Annotated in this window: 16 protein-coding genes; 1 reads left to right on the top strand and 15 read right to left on the bottom strand. The window is 66.9% G+C overall.

From position 1 onward, the window contains the following. Positions 1-76 precede the first annotated feature (76 nt). The 4 genes from RKE40_RS07585 to RKE40_RS07600 all read right to left on the bottom strand — a co-directional run bounded on the left by RKE40_RS07585 (position 77) and on the right by RKE40_RS07600 (position 3,018). On the bottom strand, positions 77-484 hold the full coding sequence (locus RKE40_RS07585) for a low affinity iron permease family protein (RefSeq protein ID WP_316017628.1): 408 nt from the start codon (positions 482-484) through the stop codon (positions 77-79). A gap of 63 nt (positions 485-547) precedes the next feature. Then, positions 548-1,387, bottom strand: a complete 840-nt coding sequence (gene fghA, locus RKE40_RS07590) for an S-formylglutathione hydrolase (protein ID WP_316017629.1) — start codon at positions 1,385-1,387, stop codon at positions 548-550. A gap of 185 nt (positions 1,388-1,572) precedes the next feature. After that, positions 1,573-2,685, bottom strand: a complete 1,113-nt coding sequence (locus RKE40_RS07595) for an S-(hydroxymethyl)glutathione dehydrogenase/class III alcohol dehydrogenase (RefSeq protein WP_316017630.1) — start codon at positions 2,683-2,685, stop codon at positions 1,573-1,575. A gap of 33 nt (positions 2,686-2,718) precedes the next feature. Then, positions 2,719-3,018, bottom strand: a complete 300-nt coding sequence (locus RKE40_RS07600; protein WP_316017631.1) for a metal-sensing transcriptional repressor — start codon at positions 3,016-3,018, stop codon at positions 2,719-2,721. A 103-nt stretch (positions 3,019-3,121) separates the two neighbouring features. Between RKE40_RS07600 and RKE40_RS07605 the strand changes: the two genes are divergently transcribed. Next, positions 3,122-3,556: an HIT family protein gene (locus RKE40_RS07605; RefSeq protein ID WP_316017632.1), complete on the top strand. Its 435-nt coding sequence runs from the start codon at positions 3,122-3,124 to the stop codon at positions 3,554-3,556. Between the two features lie 132 nt (positions 3,557-3,688). Here the strand turns inward: RKE40_RS07605 and RKE40_RS07610 are convergent, their stop codons facing one another. From RKE40_RS07610 to tolQ, 11 genes are all read right to left on the bottom strand, one after another. After that, entirely contained in the window at positions 3,689-4,594 is a 906-nt protein-coding gene (locus RKE40_RS07610; RefSeq protein WP_316017633.1) for an outer membrane protein, read from the bottom strand. Positions 4,595-4,919: 325 nt separating this feature from the next. Beyond that, complete coding sequence (glmM, locus tag RKE40_RS07615; protein ID WP_316017710.1) at positions 4,920-6,263, bottom strand: phosphoglucosamine mutase; 1,344 nt, start codon at positions 6,261-6,263, stop codon at positions 4,920-4,922. Positions 6,264-6,489: 226 nt separating this feature from the next. Further along, positions 6,490-8,415: an ATP-dependent zinc metalloprotease FtsH gene (gene ftsH / locus RKE40_RS07620; RefSeq protein WP_066476107.1), complete on the bottom strand. Its 1,926-nt coding sequence runs from the start codon at positions 8,413-8,415 to the stop codon at positions 6,490-6,492. A gap of 111 nt (positions 8,416-8,526) precedes the next feature. Then, positions 8,527-9,573, bottom strand: coding sequence for a tRNA lysidine(34) synthetase TilS (gene tilS, locus RKE40_RS07625; RefSeq protein WP_316017634.1), 1,047 nt, complete (start codon positions 9,571-9,573; stop codon positions 8,527-8,529). Then, positions 9,570-10,424, bottom strand: coding sequence for a tol-pal system protein YbgF (ybgF, locus tag RKE40_RS07630; protein WP_316017635.1), 855 nt, complete (start codon positions 10,422-10,424; stop codon positions 9,570-9,572). Before ybgF ends, tilS begins: the two co-directional genes overlap by 4 nt. 186 nt (positions 10,425-10,610) lie before the next feature. Next, the gene (gene pal / locus RKE40_RS07635; protein ID WP_316017636.1) at positions 10,611-11,111 is read right to left on the bottom strand and encodes a peptidoglycan-associated lipoprotein Pal; all 501 of its coding nucleotides are present in this window, start codon (positions 11,109-11,111) and stop codon (positions 10,611-10,613) included. Positions 11,112-11,290: 179 nt separating this feature from the next. Continuing rightward, the gene (locus RKE40_RS07640; RefSeq protein ID WP_316017637.1) at positions 11,291-11,959 is read right to left on the bottom strand and encodes a DUF2939 domain-containing protein; all 669 of its coding nucleotides are present in this window, start codon (positions 11,957-11,959) and stop codon (positions 11,291-11,293) included. Between the two features lie 114 nt (positions 11,960-12,073). Continuing rightward, positions 12,074-13,387 carry a Tol-Pal system beta propeller repeat protein TolB gene (gene tolB, locus RKE40_RS07645; protein ID WP_316017638.1) on the bottom strand — a complete coding sequence of 438 codons (1,314 nt, stop codon included), beginning with the start codon at positions 13,385-13,387 and terminating at the stop codon, positions 12,074-12,076. A gap of 56 nt (positions 13,388-13,443) precedes the next feature. After that, positions 13,444-14,565, bottom strand: a complete 1,122-nt coding sequence (gene tolA, locus RKE40_RS07650) for a cell envelope integrity protein TolA (protein WP_316017639.1) — start codon at positions 14,563-14,565, stop codon at positions 13,444-13,446. A 46-nt stretch (positions 14,566-14,611) separates the two neighbouring features. Continuing rightward, positions 14,612-15,058, bottom strand: a complete 447-nt coding sequence (gene tolR, locus RKE40_RS07655; protein WP_316017640.1) for a protein TolR — start codon at positions 15,056-15,058, stop codon at positions 14,612-14,614. Positions 15,059-15,070: 12 nt separating this feature from the next. Then, positions 15,071-15,784, bottom strand: a complete 714-nt coding sequence (gene tolQ / locus RKE40_RS07660) for a protein TolQ (protein ID WP_066476097.1) — start codon at positions 15,782-15,784, stop codon at positions 15,071-15,073. Between the last annotated feature and the right edge of the window lie 526 nt (positions 15,785-16,310).

Consider the following 16,310-nt stretch of genomic DNA (forward strand, 5'->3'; position numbering starts at 1 on the left):
GACGTCATGCGATGCCATCGGGATCGATGGGCCATGCTCCCCGAGGGTTTGCGCGCTGCACCGGAACGCGGAAGCCCTAGCCACGCTTGGAGCGCGCCCTGCGGGCAATCTCCTCGAACTCCCCGCGGATCGCCTCGATCTTGTCCTCGTCGAGCTCCTCGAGATCGAGCAACTCCTCGCGCGCCCCCTCGACCTTGGCGATCAGCTCGTCGAGTTTGATCTGCATCGCGGCGGTGTCGCGGTTCTGGCTGTTCTGGATGATGAAGACCATCAGGAAGGTGACGATCGTCGTCGAGGTATTGATGACGAGCTGCCAAGTGTCGTTGAAGCCGAAGAACGGCCCCGAGCCCGCCCAGATGACGATGATGGCCAGAGCGATGACGAAGGTCTGCGGCTTGCCGGCCCAATGCGCCGTCGCCTGGGAAAGGCGCGTGAACAGGGAGCGCTTGTCGCTGCCGGTGGAGAGCGCCGATGCCATGACCATTCCCCGCTTCGATGCTGCAACAGCATGCTGCTAGCCTCAACGCCGCAGCGGGGGCGGCGTTCCTCAGGCCGGGATCAGCCGCTCGGCGTGCCAGGCGATGTGCTGGGCCATGAAAGTCGAAACGAAGTTGTAGGAGTGGTCGTAGCCCTCCCGCATCGTCAGCGTCAGCGGGATACCGGCCGTGGTGCAGGCAAGCTCCAGCAGTTGCGGCCGCAGCCCCTCCTGCAGGAAGCCGTCGGCGGTCCCCTGGTCGACGAGCAGGTCGGGGACGCGATGCCCATCGGCGATCAGCAGGGTCGCGTCATAGGCGCGCCAGGCCGCCTCGTCGGGCCCGAGATACTTTTCGAAAGCCGGGCGGGACCAGCCGGCGGTCGAAGGCTGGGTGATCGGCGCGAAGGCCGAGACCGAGGCGTAGCGCCCGGGATTCTTCAGCGCCAGCGTGATCGCGCCATGCCCGCCCATGGAATGGCCGAAAATGCCCTGGCGGGACATGTCGAGCGGCAATTCGCGGGCGACGAGCGCGGGCAGCTCGTCCCGGATATAGCTCTCCATCCGGTAGTTCGTCGCATAGGGCGCCTGCGTCGCGTCGAGATAGAAGCCGGCGCCCGAGCCGAACTGCCAGTTCTCCGGCTCGTCCGGCACCCCCTCGCCGCGCGGCGAGGTGTCGGGGCAGATGATGGCGACGCCATTGGCGGCAGCCGCGGCCCGATACTCGCCCTTGTCCATCGCGTTCTGATGCGTGCAGGTCAGTCCGGAGAGATACCAGAGCACGGGAACCGGCCCCACCTCCGCCTGCGGCGGCAGGAAGACCGCGAAATTCATCGGGCAGGCGCAGGCCGAGCTGTCATGGCGATAGACGCGCTGCTGGCCGCCGAAGGCTTTCGAGGAGGAGACGAGTTCCATCTGACGTTCCCTTTCGCTGCGGCGTTCGACGGGTGTTCGATCGTCGTCCCGGCCGGCGCGCAGAATGGCACCGGCATCCATGGCCGGGGCAAAGCCCGCAATGGATGCCGGATCGGCGCCGCCCGAAGCGTGCCGGGAATGCGCCGAGGTTCAGTGCGGGATGGATGGGGCCAAAAGACGGCCGCTCAGTAGACCACCACCGAGCGGATCGACTTGCCCTCATGCATCAGGTCGAAGCCGTGGTTGATCTCGTCCAGGCTCAGCTTGTGGGTGATCAGGTCGTCGATGTTGATCTTGCCCTCCATGTACCAGTCGACGATCTTCGGCACGTCGGTGCGCCCGCGCGCGCCGCCGAAGGCGGTGCCCTTCCAGACCCGGCCGGTGACCAGCTGGAACGGCCGGGTGGCAATCTCCTTGCCGGCCTCGGCGACACCGATGATGATCGACTCGCCCCAGCCGCGATGGCAGCACTCGAGCGCCTGGCGCATCACATCGGTGTTGCCGGTCGCGTCGAAGGAGAAGTCGGCGCCGCCGCCGGTCAGGTCTACGATCGCCTGCACCACCTTGTCGTTGCCGATCTCGCGCGGATTGACGAAGTCGGTCATGCCGAACTTCTCGGCCATGGCGCGCTTGGCTGGGTTGATGTCGACGCCGATGATCTTGTCGGCCCCGACCATGCGGGCACCCTGGATCACGTTGAGGCCGATTCCGCCGAGCCCGAAGACCACGACATTGGCGCCGGGCCAGACCTTGGCGGTGTAGATCACCGCACCGATGCCGGTCGTCACGCCGCAGCCGATATAGCAGATCTTGTCGAAGGGCGCGTCCTCGCGGACCTTGGCCAGCGCGATCTCGGGCAGAACGGTGAAGTTCGCGAAGGTCGAGCAGCCCATATAGTGGAAGACCTCGCCGCCATCGCAGGAGAAGCGCGAGGTGCCGTCGGGCATCAGGCCCTGGCCCTGCGTCGCGCGGATCGAGGTGCAAAGATTGGTCCGGCGCGACAGGCAGGACTTACAGCTGCGGCATTCGGGCGTGTAGAGCGGGATGACATGATCGCCCGGCTTCAGCGTGGTGACGCCCGCGCCGACCTCGCGCACGATGCCGGCGCCCTCATGGCCGAGGATCGCCGGGAACTTGCCCTCGGAATCGAGGCCGGACAGCGTGTAGGCGTCGGTATGGCAGATGCCGGTCGCCATCACCTCGACCAGCACCTCACCGGCCTTCGGGCCGCCAATCTCGATGGTCTCGATGGTCAGCGGCTTTCCGGCCTCCCAGGCGACGGCGGCGCGTGTCTTCATCTTGATGTCCTCCTTGAACTGGTCCCGGCGCGCCTATTTCAGATAGGTGCGCAATGTCCTGATGATGCCGTCGATCTCGGCTTCGGCGTCGAATCCGGCAGCGCCCTCGCCACCCGGCGGGTCTCCCCTCGCATGGCCGAAGGTCTCGCGCAGATGGCCTTCGAGCACTTCCGCCATCAGCCCGTTGGCCGCGCCGCGCAGCGCCGCGATCTGCTGCAGCAATGTGCTGCAATCCGTGCCGGCCTCGACGGCGCGCTCCAGCGCCTCCGCCTGCCCCCTGATCCGGCGCAGGCGTGCGATCGCACGCTTTTTCTCTTCCGGACTATGCGGCATGGCATTTCATTCTCTAGGCCTAGAATACTCTAGGGGAGTATGTCAATCATGGGCTCGTCCCGGCCAGCAGACCTGCTCGCCGGATGGTGTGCTGGAGGCCGGGATGCCCAATGATTGCCTGTTCTGCCGGATCGCAAGCGGCGAGATCGCCTGCCACGCCGTGCATGAGGACGAGGATGTCCTCGCCTTTCTCGACATCCATCCGATCCGGCCGGGCCACACGCTGGTGATCCCGCGCGCCCATTATCCCTGGTTCGAGGAGCTTCCGCCCGCATTGGCTGGCAAGATCATGGCGCTGTCGCAGCGCCTCGCCCGCGAGATGAAGGCGCTCTACCCGGTCGAGCGGGTCGCGATGCTCTACACCGGCATCCATGTGAACCACGCCCACGCCCATCTCGTGCCGATGCATCACCGGCACGACATCACCTCGGCAGTCTATCTGGAGCAAGGCGTCGAGGCCTTCACGCTGCCGACCCAGCCGCCGGCTCAGGAGCTGGAGGGCGTCGCGGCGGCATTGCGAGGGCGACTCGCCTCCTGAGCCCGCCGCCGGACAGCCCGGGCAACAGCGCAGCAGCCGTGCCGGCCAGCCTCCCCCGTAAACGAAAAGACTGCGCGAACCGGGTTCGCGCAGTCTTCTGGTCAGCTGTCGAGCTGGATCGGTGCTTGCCGATCAGAACTTGCGGACGACGTGGGGCGCCGGCGCGTAGATCGGCTGCTCCTTCGGGCCGCAGCAGTTCGGATCGTTGAAGTTCCAGCGCATGCCGATGCGGATGTCGTGGCTGTCGATCTGCTTGAAGCGGACCGAGGAGCTCGGGTTGACCAGCAGGCCATTGGCGCCGGCGAGCCCGATGGTCGGGCCATCGCCCATGTTCAGGTAGCGGTAGCCGATATCGAGCTTCAGGCTGGAGGTCACGTCATAGGCGACGCCGGCCATCAGCGCCCAGGCGAAGTTGGTCTTGCTGCCCGTGTCGCCATAGGCATAGGAGACGTTGGCGAACGGCGAGCCTACCGCCTGATTGATGCCGTTGTCGGTCAGCCCGTTGACGCTGTGATTGGCGAAACCGATGCCGGCGCCGAGATAAGGCGTCAGGCAGTTCCAGGTGCCGAGATCGATGTAGCCGTTGACCAGGCCGACGAAGGTCGCGACATCCGCGCGGTAATTGTTGGTCTGATTGATCGGGATGCCGAAATTGTAAGAGAGCTGGTCGCGGCCGGTGAAGGATGCGCCGCGATATTCGCCGGTCAGATCCATGCGGAACCAGTTGTTGAACTGGTAGCCGATGCCGACGCCGGCGAAGGCGGCGAAGCTGCGATCGGGGCTGATCGTGCTGAACGAGGTGACGCCCGCCGTCTGGATGACCGGGGCATTGTTCAGCTTCACATCGAGCTCGTCATAGCCCTGCGAACCGACGCCGATATCGCCGCGCAGATACCAGCCGCCGCCGACCGAGCCGCGCAGTTCCGGCGCAGGGGGCGGAGGCGGCGGAGCCGCGACCGGGAAATCGGCAGCTTTGGCGACGGCGGAAACGCCCAGAGCCATGACGCCGGCAAGCGCAAGGGTTTTAAGGCTGCCCATGGCAGGGTTCCTTCGTTTTTGCGCAGGCAGGGACGCAGCTCGCGCGAGTTACCGATGGGAAGACCTTGCCATTGATTTCTTAAATGACACTTAACCTTAAAACCTAACCCTACTTTTGCGTGAACGGGGGCGCTGTAGTTACCGGAAGCTTAAGTTCTCGATCACATCGCCCGTGGTCATGCCTGGCGGCGCCGACGACCCGCACCTGCCGCGAGCCGCAAGACAAAAAAGCGCCGGAACCTTGCGCAAGGCTCCGGCGCTATCGCGAGTTGCCGTATTGTCTAGGTCCGCGACTACGACTGGAGCCGCGAAACGAGCGGTGTACTCAGGCTGCGGCCTTCGCCACCGCCTCGACGACTTCATCAACCGCGCGCATGACGAGCTCGCGATCGTCGCCTTCCGCCATCACCCGGATCACCGGCTCGGTACCGGAAGGCCGGATCACCAGGCGCCCGCTTTCGCCCAGCAGTTGCTCCGCCGCCTTGATGGCGCTGACCACCGGCTTCTCCTCCAGTGGCCGCCCCTGCTTGTAGCGGACGTTCTTGAGGATCTGCGGCAGCGGCTCGAAGCAATGGCAGACCTCGGAGACCGGCTTCTCCTGGCGCTTGACCACGGCGAGCAGTTGCAGCGCCGCGACCAGCCCGTCTCCGGTCGTCGCATAATCGGAGAGAATGATGTGGCCGGACTGTTCGCCGCCGAGGTTGAAGCCGTTGGCGCGCATGTGCTCCAACACGTAGCGGTCGCCGACCGCGGTCCGGGCCAGCGACAGGCCGAGCCCCGCCAGATAGCGCTCCAGACCGAGATTGGACATCACTGTGGCGACGATGCCCGGCGCCGAGAGCAGCCCGTCCTCCTGCCAGCTGCGCGCGATCACGCCCATCAGCTGGTCGCCATCGACGACCTGGCCGTTCTCGTCGACGATCAGGACACGATCGGCGTCACCGTCGAGCGCAATACCGATATCGGCGCGGAGCTCGCGCACCTTCTGGCTCAGCGCCTCCGGCTTGGTCGAACCGACATCGCGGTTGATGTTGAAGCCGTCAGGCTCGACGCCGATGGCGATGACCTCGGCCCCGAGCTCCCAGAGCGCCTCTGGCGCGACCTTGTAGGCGGCACCGTTGGCGCAATCGACGACGATCCGCAGACCTTCCAGGCTGAGATTGCGCGGCATGGTACGCTTGGCGAACTCGATGTAGCGGGCATCGGCACTCTCGATGCGCTTCGCGCGGCCCAGCGCCGGCGAGGCCGAAAGCTGCTTGCCGAGATCGGAATCGATCAGGCGGGTGATCTCGGCTTCCACCTCGTCGGAGAGCTTGTAGCCATCCGGACCGAACAGCTTGATGCCGTTATCCTCGTAGGCGTTGTGCGAGGCGGAGATCATCACGCCGAGATCGGATCGCATCGAGCGCGTCAGCATCGCGACCGCCGGCGTCGGCATCGGTCCGAGCAGCAGCACGTCCATGCCCACCGAGGTGAAGCCGGCGACGAGCGCATTCTCGATCATGTAGCCGGAGAGCCGTGTATCCTTGCCGATCACGACCCGGTGGCGATGCTCGCCGCGGCGAAAGGCGAGGCCGGTCGCCTGACCGACCCGCAGCGCGAGATCCGGCGTGATCACACCGTTGGCGCGGCCGCGGATGCCATCGGTGCCGAAGTATTTGCGTGTCATGGTCGAGTTTTGTCCCTGGAGCCTTGCCGGCTCGACATTACCTGGCGTGGTCATACAGGCTGTTCGCCCGTTCAGCTTCTCACAAATTGTGTCGAAACATATCCGTCAAGCGCCCAGGCAAGCTTCCACCTCGGATTGCGGTGCTGGAGCGTAGCAAAATTCCGCCTTCCAAAGAAAAGGGCGGCCCATGGGGCCGCCCGATCTCTCCCTCTTCCGGAAGGCAGTCTCAGGCCTGCGGTTGAGGCTCCAGGCCCGCATCCGGCTCGCCGCGCTTGCGGCCCTTGCCGGCGCTCGGCACGGCGGAGCCGCGCGGGGCGTGCGGCGTGTCGTCCGCATCGCGCGACGGGCGCTTGCCGGCGATCAGGTCGCGGATCTCGTCGCCGGTCAGCGTCTCGAACTCGAGCAGAGCCTCGGCCACCGCGACGAACTCGTCATGGTGCTTGCTGAGGATTTCCTTGGCGTCGAGATAGCCCTGGTTGACCAGGCGGCGGACTTCGCTGTCGATCTTCTGCGCCGTCGACTCCGAGATGCTCTGGCTGCGGCCCATCGACATGCCCAGGAAGACCTCTTCCTGATTGTCGCCATAGGCGACCAGGCCGAGCTCCTCCGAATAGCCCATCTGCGTGACCATGGCCTTCGCCATCTTGGTCGCCTGCTGGATGTCGCCGGTGGCGCCGGAGGTGATGTTCTCCTTGCCGAAGGTGATCTCCTCCGCGACGCGCCCGCCCATGGCGACCGCGAGCTGCGAGGTGAACTCCTTGAACTTCATCGAGTAGCGGTCGCCCTCCGGCAGGAACTTGACCATGCCGAGCGCGCGTCCACGCGGGATGATGGTCGCCTTGTGGACGGGTATGCCGGCCGGGACATAGAGGCCGACGATGGCGTGACCGGCCTCGTGATAGGCGGTCAGCTTCTTCTCCTCCTCGGACATCGCCATCGATTTGCGCTCGGCGCCCATCATGACCTTGTCCTTGGCGTCCTCGAATTCGAGATGCGTGACCATGCGCTTGCCGCGGCGGGCAGCGAGCAGGGCGGCCTCGTTGACGAGGTTCATCAAATCGGCGCCGGAGAAGCCGGGCGTGCCGCGGGCCAGCACCTTGAGGTCGACATCCGGAGCGAGCGGCACCTTGCGCACATGCACGCGCAGGATCTTCTCGCGGCCCGCGACGTCCGGGTTCGGCACGACGATCTGGCGGTCGAAGCGGCCGGGACGCAGCAGCGCCGGGTCGAGCACGTCCGGACGGTTGGTCGCGGCGATGATGATCACGCCCTCGTTCGGCTCGAAACCATCCATCTCGACCAGGAGCTGGTTGAGGGTCTGCTCGCGCTCGTCATTGCCGCCGCCGAGACCAGCGCCACGATGACGACCGACCGCGTCGATTTCGTCGATGAAGATGATGCAGGGCGCGTTCTTCTTGGCCTGCTCGAACATGTCGCGCACGCGGCTGGCGCCGACGCCGACGAACATCTCGACGAAGTCGGAGCCCGAGATCGTGAAGAACGGCACGTTCGCCTCGCCGGCGACGGCGCGCGCGGTCAGGGTCTTACCGGTGCCGGGAGGGCCGACCAGCAGCACGCCGCGCGGAATCCGGCCGCCCAGGCGCTGGAACTTCTGGGGATCGCGCAGGAACTCGACGATCTCCTGCAGGTCTTCCTTGGCCTCGTCGATGCCCGCGACGTCCTCGAAGGTGACGCGGCCATGCGCCTCGGTGAGGAGCTTGGCCTTCGACTTGCCGAAGCCCATCGCCCGGCCGGCGCCGTTCTGCATCTGGCGGGACATGAAGATCCACAGGCCGATGAAGATGACGAAGGGCAGTGAATTGACCAGAAGTGCCATGAACCACGGCGTGCCCTCGGAAGGAGCCCGCGCCGAAACCTGAACGCCCTTCTGCGCCAACGTCTTCAGCAACGCCGGGTCGCCATAGGGCGCATAGGTCACGAAGCTGCGCCCATCCGTGAAGGTGCCGGTGATCTCCTGTCCGGCGACCACGACGTTGGTGATGCGCCCGGCCTCGGACTCGTTGATCAGCTGGCTATAGGGGATCTCGTTGGTGCTGACCCGCTGGCTCGGGCTCTGGAAGAGAGTGACGAGCGCCAGGACCAGCAGGAAGATCACCACCCAGAGGGCGAAATTTCGGAAATTCGGATTCATCAGGGTTCCGATCCGCTCTCCAGCGGAAATGCCGGACGAGCCTGAGATTTTCACGGTCTAATCTAGGAGCCTATCCCCTTCTTGCCAAGGGAAGGCTGCGTTTTGCTCGCCTCATTCCCCCTCAGGGTGAACGCCGCGTCGCCGTGGCGGTTCTCGTGCAACCGTCAGGGCTCCGTCGCCGGTAAGCCGGAGCACGCAGCCGCCCAGCGTGCGCCGGAGCGGCTCGCCGCCTCGCGCTGCCTCGGCCAGGGCAAGAGCACAGTTTTCCAGCCGTTCGAGGCGCATCTCGGCTTCGGGCTGCGACGCCGCCAGAGCGCGCGCCAGGACGCGGATCACGATCTCGTCCGGCTCGCGGCAAAGGCCGACGAAATCGAGCCGCAAACCGTCGTCGCCGCGCGTCGACAGGGCGGGAAGCAGGCCCGCCGCCCGCTGCTCCAGCGCCTGTTCGGCGCGCGCCAGACGCGAGGCCAGCAGAGCGAGCCGGGCCGACGTCAGCCCTTCCTCGGAGAGCTGCGGCATCAGCGCGCGCCAGCGCACCCGGGTGAAGCGCGGATCCTCGTTCGACGGGTCGCTGGCATGGTCGAGCCCGCGCGCCAGGCAAGTGGCGACGAGGCGCGCCTTCGCGACCCCGAGCAGCGGCCGGGCGAGCGGCACGCCATGGCGGAAGGTGCGGGCGCGCATGCCGGCGAGCCCGGCGGGCCCGGAGCCCTTCGCCATCCGGATCAGCAGGGTCTCGGCCTGATCATCGAGCGTATGAGCGGTGACGATGACAGCGCCGCCGAGCGCCCTCGCCTGTCCGGCGAGCAATTCATAGCGCGCCAGCCGCGCCTGCTCCTGCAGGCCCGACCGGGGCTTCTCACCCTCCCAACGGAGGACGACATGGGGAACATCGAGGTCGCGGCATAAAAGCCCGACCGCCGCCGCCTCGGCCGCGGCCTCCGGCCGCAGGCCATGATCGACGGTTGCCGCATAGATTGCCGGCCGTCCGGCACAGGCTCGCGCCCAGACGGTGAGCAGCGCAAGCAGAGCAACGGAATCGGGGCCGCCCGATACGGCGACCAGCAGGCGCTCTTCGGCGGCAAGCGGCGCGAACAGCGCCTCGGCCTCGGCCTCGCAGAGCGGCGCCGGCTCGGCGCCTGCGTGGGTCGCCGCGCTCAAGCGCAGCGGGCGCGCTTCTGCTCGCGCTCGACGCCCTTGCGCACCGCATTCGAGGCGGACGGAAAGTCGACGCCGACCTTGGCATAAGTGGCGCAAGCCTGGTCGCGGGCGCCGAGCCCGTTCAGGGCCATGCCGAGCTTCAGCAGGCTGTCGGCGCCCTTGCCGGCCTTGGGGTAGTCGCGCGAGATCTTCAGGAACTGCTCGGCCGCCTCGCGATAGCGCTGGCGCTGGAAATAGCTTTCGCCGAGCCAGAAGGTGGCGTCCGGCGCGAGACGATCACGCGGATAGCTCTGTAGGAATTCGCGAAAGCCCATCTCAGCCCGCTCGTACTCCTTGCGCAGCACATGAGCATAGGCGACGTCGTAGATTTCGCGCGGGCTGGCGGCCTGCCCGGCCGCAGCGACGCTCGGACCACGTGGCGCGGTCGGTGCCGAGCGGCCGACGCCGGAGAGGTCGAGCGGCCCCTGCCCTGCCGTCGAACTGCCGGCGAAATCTTCGTCGATCACCTCGCCGATCTGGCGCGGCGCGCCAGCGGAGCCGGGATTGGCCGCGGGATCGAAAGCATCGCCGCGGCGCTGGCGCGCGGGCTGCGGCGGCTGGGCCGCCGGCGGAGAGGCCGGAGCCGCGCCCGAGCGCGAACCACCGCGTTCGGAGAGCCGGAAGTCGACATCTTCCTGGAACTTGCGCAGTTGCTCGGTCAGCCGCCGGTTCTCGAACTGGAGCTGCTCGATCTGCCCCGAGAGCTGGCGCAGCTGGTTTTCGAGCCGTGTCGTGCGGACCAGCAGATCCGCCGCATCCTGTGCCGACGCGGGGAGCGCGACCGCCCCGATCGCCAGCAGTAATGCCGTCACGGCAACGCCACAACGAACACCCAGCCGCTTCGAGGCGGAACCAAAGAACTTCGACCCAGTCATCATCCAGCAAACCGCATTATTCGGAACCGGAAACTATCACACCCCGATACCACGGCCAAAATATGAAAGGACCGGCGCTTTCCTTTCGGGAAGCGCCGGTCCTTGCGTGATCGGTCGAGGATGTCAGACGCCGGCGCCAGCGTCGAGCACCGTCACGGCCCGGCGGTTCTGCGACCAGCAGGAGATGTCGTTGCAGACCGCGACCGGGCGCTCCTTGCCGTAGGAGATGGTGCGCATCCGGTTGGCCGGAACGCCACGCGAGGCGAGGTAGTCGCGCACCGTCTGGGCGCGGCGGGCGCCGAGCGAGTAGTTGTATTCGCGGGTGCCGCGCTCGTCGGCGTGACCTTCGATGGTGAAGGTGTAGCGCGGATAGCGACCGAGCCAGGCCGACTGCTTGTCGAGGGTGGCGACGGCGGTCGGCGTCAGATCGGTCGAGTCGGTCTCGAAGAAGACGCGATCGCCGACATTGACGACGAAGTCCTGAGCACTGCCGGGGGTCGCGGCTCCGCCGGCGCCGAAGCCGTCGGCATTCTGGTCTTTGGCGCAGGCGCCGAGGGCGAGCGCCCCGAGAATGGCGACGGCGAAGCGCGTGGTGCGGGCGCTGGCGGCGAGGGACGCGAGCATGTCTGTTCTCCGGACTTTCAAAGGCGAGAGCGCGCCTTGGCGGCATCGCACGTTCAGCAAGAAATGATCTATCAACCTAAACGAGACCTTGCCAAACCAAGGCGAAGTGGCGGCATTGCGGCACATGGTTAACCAAATCTCTCGAATGACCGCATTCCCGTTGCTGTGACAGAATTGCATCAGGAGGCGCGGTCGGTGCGGCTCTTCAGTTCATCCGCGAGGCGCGCCAGCACCGTCTTGGGCAGTTCGAGCGCGCGCAGCTTCCAGCGCGTTCCGGAAAGCCCGAAGCGTAGCCGATAGGCGTCCATTTCGTCCGCGGCCGCAGCCTTCGGCGGCACCGTCACCGCGAAGCTCGTCAGCCCATCGAAGCCGGAGTTCCTGAACAGGGTCCAGGCATCGCCGAGCCCACCGGCCCGGGGCAGCGCCAGCCCCGGCCCCAGCAGTTCGTCCGCAGGGGCCGCCGAGCCTCGTTCGGTCAGCAATGCGGTTATCGCCGCGGGCGTCAGATGCTCGGCGATGATCGCATCGACAAAGCCAGTCGCCGCCCCGGCGACGACCTGACGGGCGAGCGGATCGAGACCGCGAGCCTGCGGATTGCGGGAAATGTAGGAGCGGACGATCTGGCGGGCGAAAGACATGCGCAGCGCCGGAAGATCGATGCGGCCGAGGACCTCGTCCGCCGCACCGGCATTGGCCGCCTGGGCCAGGCGTGCCGCCGCGACATAGGGCGAGGCCCAGTAGCCGAACAGGATAGCGAAGAGCAGGCCGAGCACGATCCACCTGCCGCGCCGCGACGGCAGCGTGGCGAGGTCTTCGGCATCGTCGCGGTCCGGAATCGTCTGCGCCATCCGCTCTCCCTTCAAGGCCGGGCATCGCAACGCCGACGCTGAAAGGAGAACGTGTCATGGTCGCGAAGCGGAAGCCTCGCTCACCGGCTCGTGAACGAGACCGGCCGCGTAGCCTCAGCGCGCCGCGGTCAGCAGCGGCGACCAGGTCGGGTCGGAGGCGAAGGCCGGCGTCGGCACCGGGATTTCCACCCGGCCGGTGATGTCGACCATGTAGAGTTTGCCACCCGACTGACCGCCGGGGTCGCGGAAGAACATGATGTACTGGCCGTTCGGGGCCCAGTTCGGAGCCTCGTTGTGGAAGCCCTCGGTCAGGATGCGTTCGCCCGAGCCGTCGGGGCGCATCACGCCGATCGAGAAGGCGCCGCCGCCCTGGCGGGTGAAGGCGATGAGATCGCCGCGCGGCGACCACGAAGGCTGCGAATAGGAGCCCTGGCCGAAGGAGATGCGCTTGCCCTCCCCGCCGCCGGCGCCCATCACATAGAGCTGCTGCGAGCCGCCGCGATCGCTCTCGAAGACGATCTGCGAGCCATCGGGCGAATAGGAGGGCGAGGTGTCGATCGCCGGGGTCGAGGTCAGCCGCGTCGTGGTGCGCGAGCCGATGTCGATCGCGTAGAGATTGGCGTTGCCGCCCTGCTGCAGGCTGAGCGCAATGCGCGCGCCGTTCGGCGAGAAGCGCGGGCTCGTGGTCATGTCGGGGAAGTTGCCGACGACCTGGCGCTGGCCGGTCTCGATGTTCAGCACATGGACGCGCGGCTGCTCGCCGGTGCGCTGCGCCATATAGGTGACTTCCTGGGCGACCGGTGAGAACCGCGGCGTCACCACCGAGATCGCGCCATCGGTGAGGTAGCGCACATTGGCGCCGTCCTGGTCCATGATCGCGAGGCGCTTGCGCCGGCTCTCCTTCGAGCCGGACTCGTCGACGAAGACGACACGGGTATCGAAGAAGCCGCCGACGCCGGTGACCTTGCTGAACACCGCATCCGAGATGATGTGACCGACGCGGCGGGAATTATTGGGGTCGGTGAAGTATTGCTGCCCGTCGATCTGCTCGCCGGTCAGCACGTCCCAGAGCCGGAACTCGGCCTTGAGCCGGCCGGAGCCGTCGCGCGAGACGCGGCCGGTCACCAGCGCCTGGATGCCGGCCGACTTCCACGCCTCGAACTGCGGGACGCTGTCGAAGGGCGGGTTCTTCTCGGGATGACGCGCCTTCTCGATCGGCAGGAAATAGCCGCAGCGCTTCAGGTTGTTGGTGATGATCGTCGAGACCTGCACGCCGCCCTCGCCGGCAAAATCGGCGATCGCGATCGGCATCGGCTGGAAGGTGCCCTTGCGCAGGTCGATGACGAGCTCGGCACGCGCCGCGGCCGGCAGCAAAGCCGCGCCCGCGAATGCAGCACCGCCGAGCGCCAGCGCATGGCGGCGCGTCAATCCGGGCGCGCGCGACAACGTCTGGAGAGTGGGAAGAGGATTGCGGTCGATCGCGGTCACAGTACGTCCCTTGCGTCGAAATTGACGACGACATCGCGCCAGTCGTCATAATACGCGGCAAACTGAGCGGGAATCCGCAGCGGCGAGCAGCGCCGCGTCGCCGTCAGCGCCGAATCCGCCGCGACCCGGAAGAGCGGGTCGGACGAGGAATTGGTCACGCTCGCCTGGCCGAGCAGCGAGCCGTCGGTGTTGAGCTTCATGCGCACCTGCGGCACCACCGGCCGGGGCGAGCTCTGCAGCGCGATCGGCACGTTCCAGCACTTCTGCAGCTGGTCCTGGATGATGCCCATCAGCTGAGCCCGCAGCGAGGGCGAGAGCTTCTGCGAGGAGCCCGTCTGGGTGCCGAGCGAGGCGGTGCGGTTGACCTGCGGCGCGCTCGATCCCGAGGACTGCGCCTGCTCCTTCGACTGCAGCAGCTTGGCGATGTCGTTCGGATTGAAATTCTTGGCGATCTCGGCCTCGCGCTTCGCCTTTGCCTCGGCCTCGCGCTTCGCCTTGGCTTCCGCCGCGAGCTTCGCCTTCTGCTCGGCTTCCGCCTTGGCCTTGGCTTCGGCCTCGGCCTTCGCCTTGGCGAGCTTGGCGGCTTCCGCCTTGGCCTGCGCCTCGGCTTCAGCCTTCGCCTTGGCGGCGGCCTTCGCCTCTTCCTCTGCCTGCTTGGCCTTGCTCTCGCGCTCGGCCTCCTCGGCCAGCTTCGCCAGCTCCTCACGGCGCTGCTCGGCCTCGCGGGCGGCGGCCTGCTCGGTCTTCTGCGGCGGCTGCTTCACCGGTTCGGCCGGCGGCGTCGGCTTCGGGGTCGGCCGCGACGGCGGCAACGGTGCCGCGACGTTCTCTTCCGCGACCTTGAGCTCGGCCGGACGCGAGGGCGGCGCCGGCGTGTCGTGCTTGGCCTCGCCGGCTTCCTTGCGCTCGACGATCTCGGACTGGCGCTCGGCGCGCTGCTGCGGCTGCTCCTGAACCTTCTCGGCCTGGCGCTCGCCGCGCGTCACCTGGTTCAGCGCGGAAGGGTCGATGACCTCGACCGCGATCGCTTCCATATGCTCCGGCAGCGGGTTCGGCGAGGAAAACGCCAGCAGCCCCGCGACCAGGAAGGTCGCGTGGCCCAGGGCGGAAACCGCCATGCCCGGTTCGGAACTGGAGATCTTCAACGCGGACAGACTCCCCCGTTCACCGCGAGCTGGGCTCGGTGACCAGCGCGACGCGCTTGAAGCCAGCGCTGGTGATCGTCGACATCACCGAGGCGACGCGGCCATAGTCGACCTGCTTGTGGCCGCGGACATAGATCCGGTCGTCGAAGCCCTGCTTGGCGATCGCCTGGAGCTTCTGCACGAGATCGGGCTCCAGCGTCGGCTGGTCCTGCAGGAAGATCTGGCCCTTGTCGTCGATGGCGATGGTGATCGGCTTCTGGTCGACATTGATCGGCTTGGCGCCGGTCTGCGGCAGGTCGATCGGCACGCCGCTCGCGATCAGCGGCGCTGCGACCATGAAGATGATCAGGAGCACGAGCATGACGTCGATGAACGGCGTCATGTTGATCTCGGCGATGGCGCCGTGCCGCCGGCTGCGGCGGCGGCGTCCCCCGGCCTTGGCGCCGGCTGCGGCTGACATGCCCATCCGCGCCGCCCCTTAAGCCGCCAGCCGTTCGTCGATCTGCCGCGACAGGATCGCGGAGAACTCGTCGGCGAAGGCTTCGAGCCGGTTCTGCGCCTTGGCGACCTCGGCCTGCAGCTTGTTGTAGGCCATCAGGGCCGGGATCGCGGCGAACAGGCCGATCGCGGTGGCGAACAGCGCCTCGGCGATGCCCGGCGCCACGACGGCGAGCGAGGAGTTCTTCGAGACCGCGATCGCGGTGAAGGAATTCATGATGCCCCAGACCGTCCCGAAAAGGCCGATGAACGGAGCCGCCGAAGCGATGGTGGAGAGCACGAGCAGCTTCGATTCCAGCCGCTCCGCCTCGCGCTGGATGGTGACGTCGAGCACCTTGTCGATTCGCTGCGACAGGCTTGCGACCGAGCGCCCGCCATTCTCGAAGGAGCGCTTCCATTCGCGCATCGCCGCGACGAAGACCGCGGCCATGTCGCTTACCGGCCGGTTGGCGAGCTCGCGATAGAGTTCCTCGAGCGAGCGGCCGGACCAGAACACCTCCTCGAAGGCGTCCATGTCACGGCGGGTGCGGCGATAGAGCAGGGTCTTGTCGACGATGATCGACCAGCACCAGACCGATGCGGCGAGCAGGCCCATCATCACGATCTTGACGACGAAATGCGCGTGCCAGAACAGCGACCAGAACGACATGTCGATCTGCGGCGCGACCTGCGCGACCTCCGCGGCGGGGTTCATCCTGTCATCCTTCTGCCTGGCCGATGCGAAATCCGACCGACTCCGCACAGCCCGCTAGACGCGTCGCGAAGTTCGCGCCGCCGCCCGATCTGCGCTCCGGGGATATGCCGTCAGAACCAATCGCCGCTGAATCCGGCGAAAGATGGGCCAAACGGCGATATTCGGCGCGCCAAAGGCCTTGTTTCGGATTAAGGCCCGGTCAACCTTAACAGTCCTCGTGGTTAACATCGGGTTATGGCGCCGGCCTGCCTGCGAATCCCGGCGGCGCGCGCAAGGGCGTGAATGCGCAGGTGCAAGCGCTGGCCGCCCTGTTCCAGCCGCTTCAATGCAGCGGGCTGCGCCAAGCACCCGGCCCGGCCGGCCCGCCGCGATACTGCTCTGCCGACCAGGGTGGCCCCGGTCATCTTTGACGCGAGGACGCGTTGCAGGAACGCGGAGCCGGCTACTGAGTCGCGAAAGCAAAACGGCCCGCCTCCCAGAGGGAAGCGGGCCGCGAAAGCTGTGGGGTCGCTGATGCGATCAGACG

Source organism: Allobosea rubneri (assembly GCF_032464875.1).
Taxonomy (GTDB): Bacteria; Pseudomonadota; Alphaproteobacteria; order Rhizobiales; family Beijerinckiaceae; genus Allobosea; species Allobosea rubneri.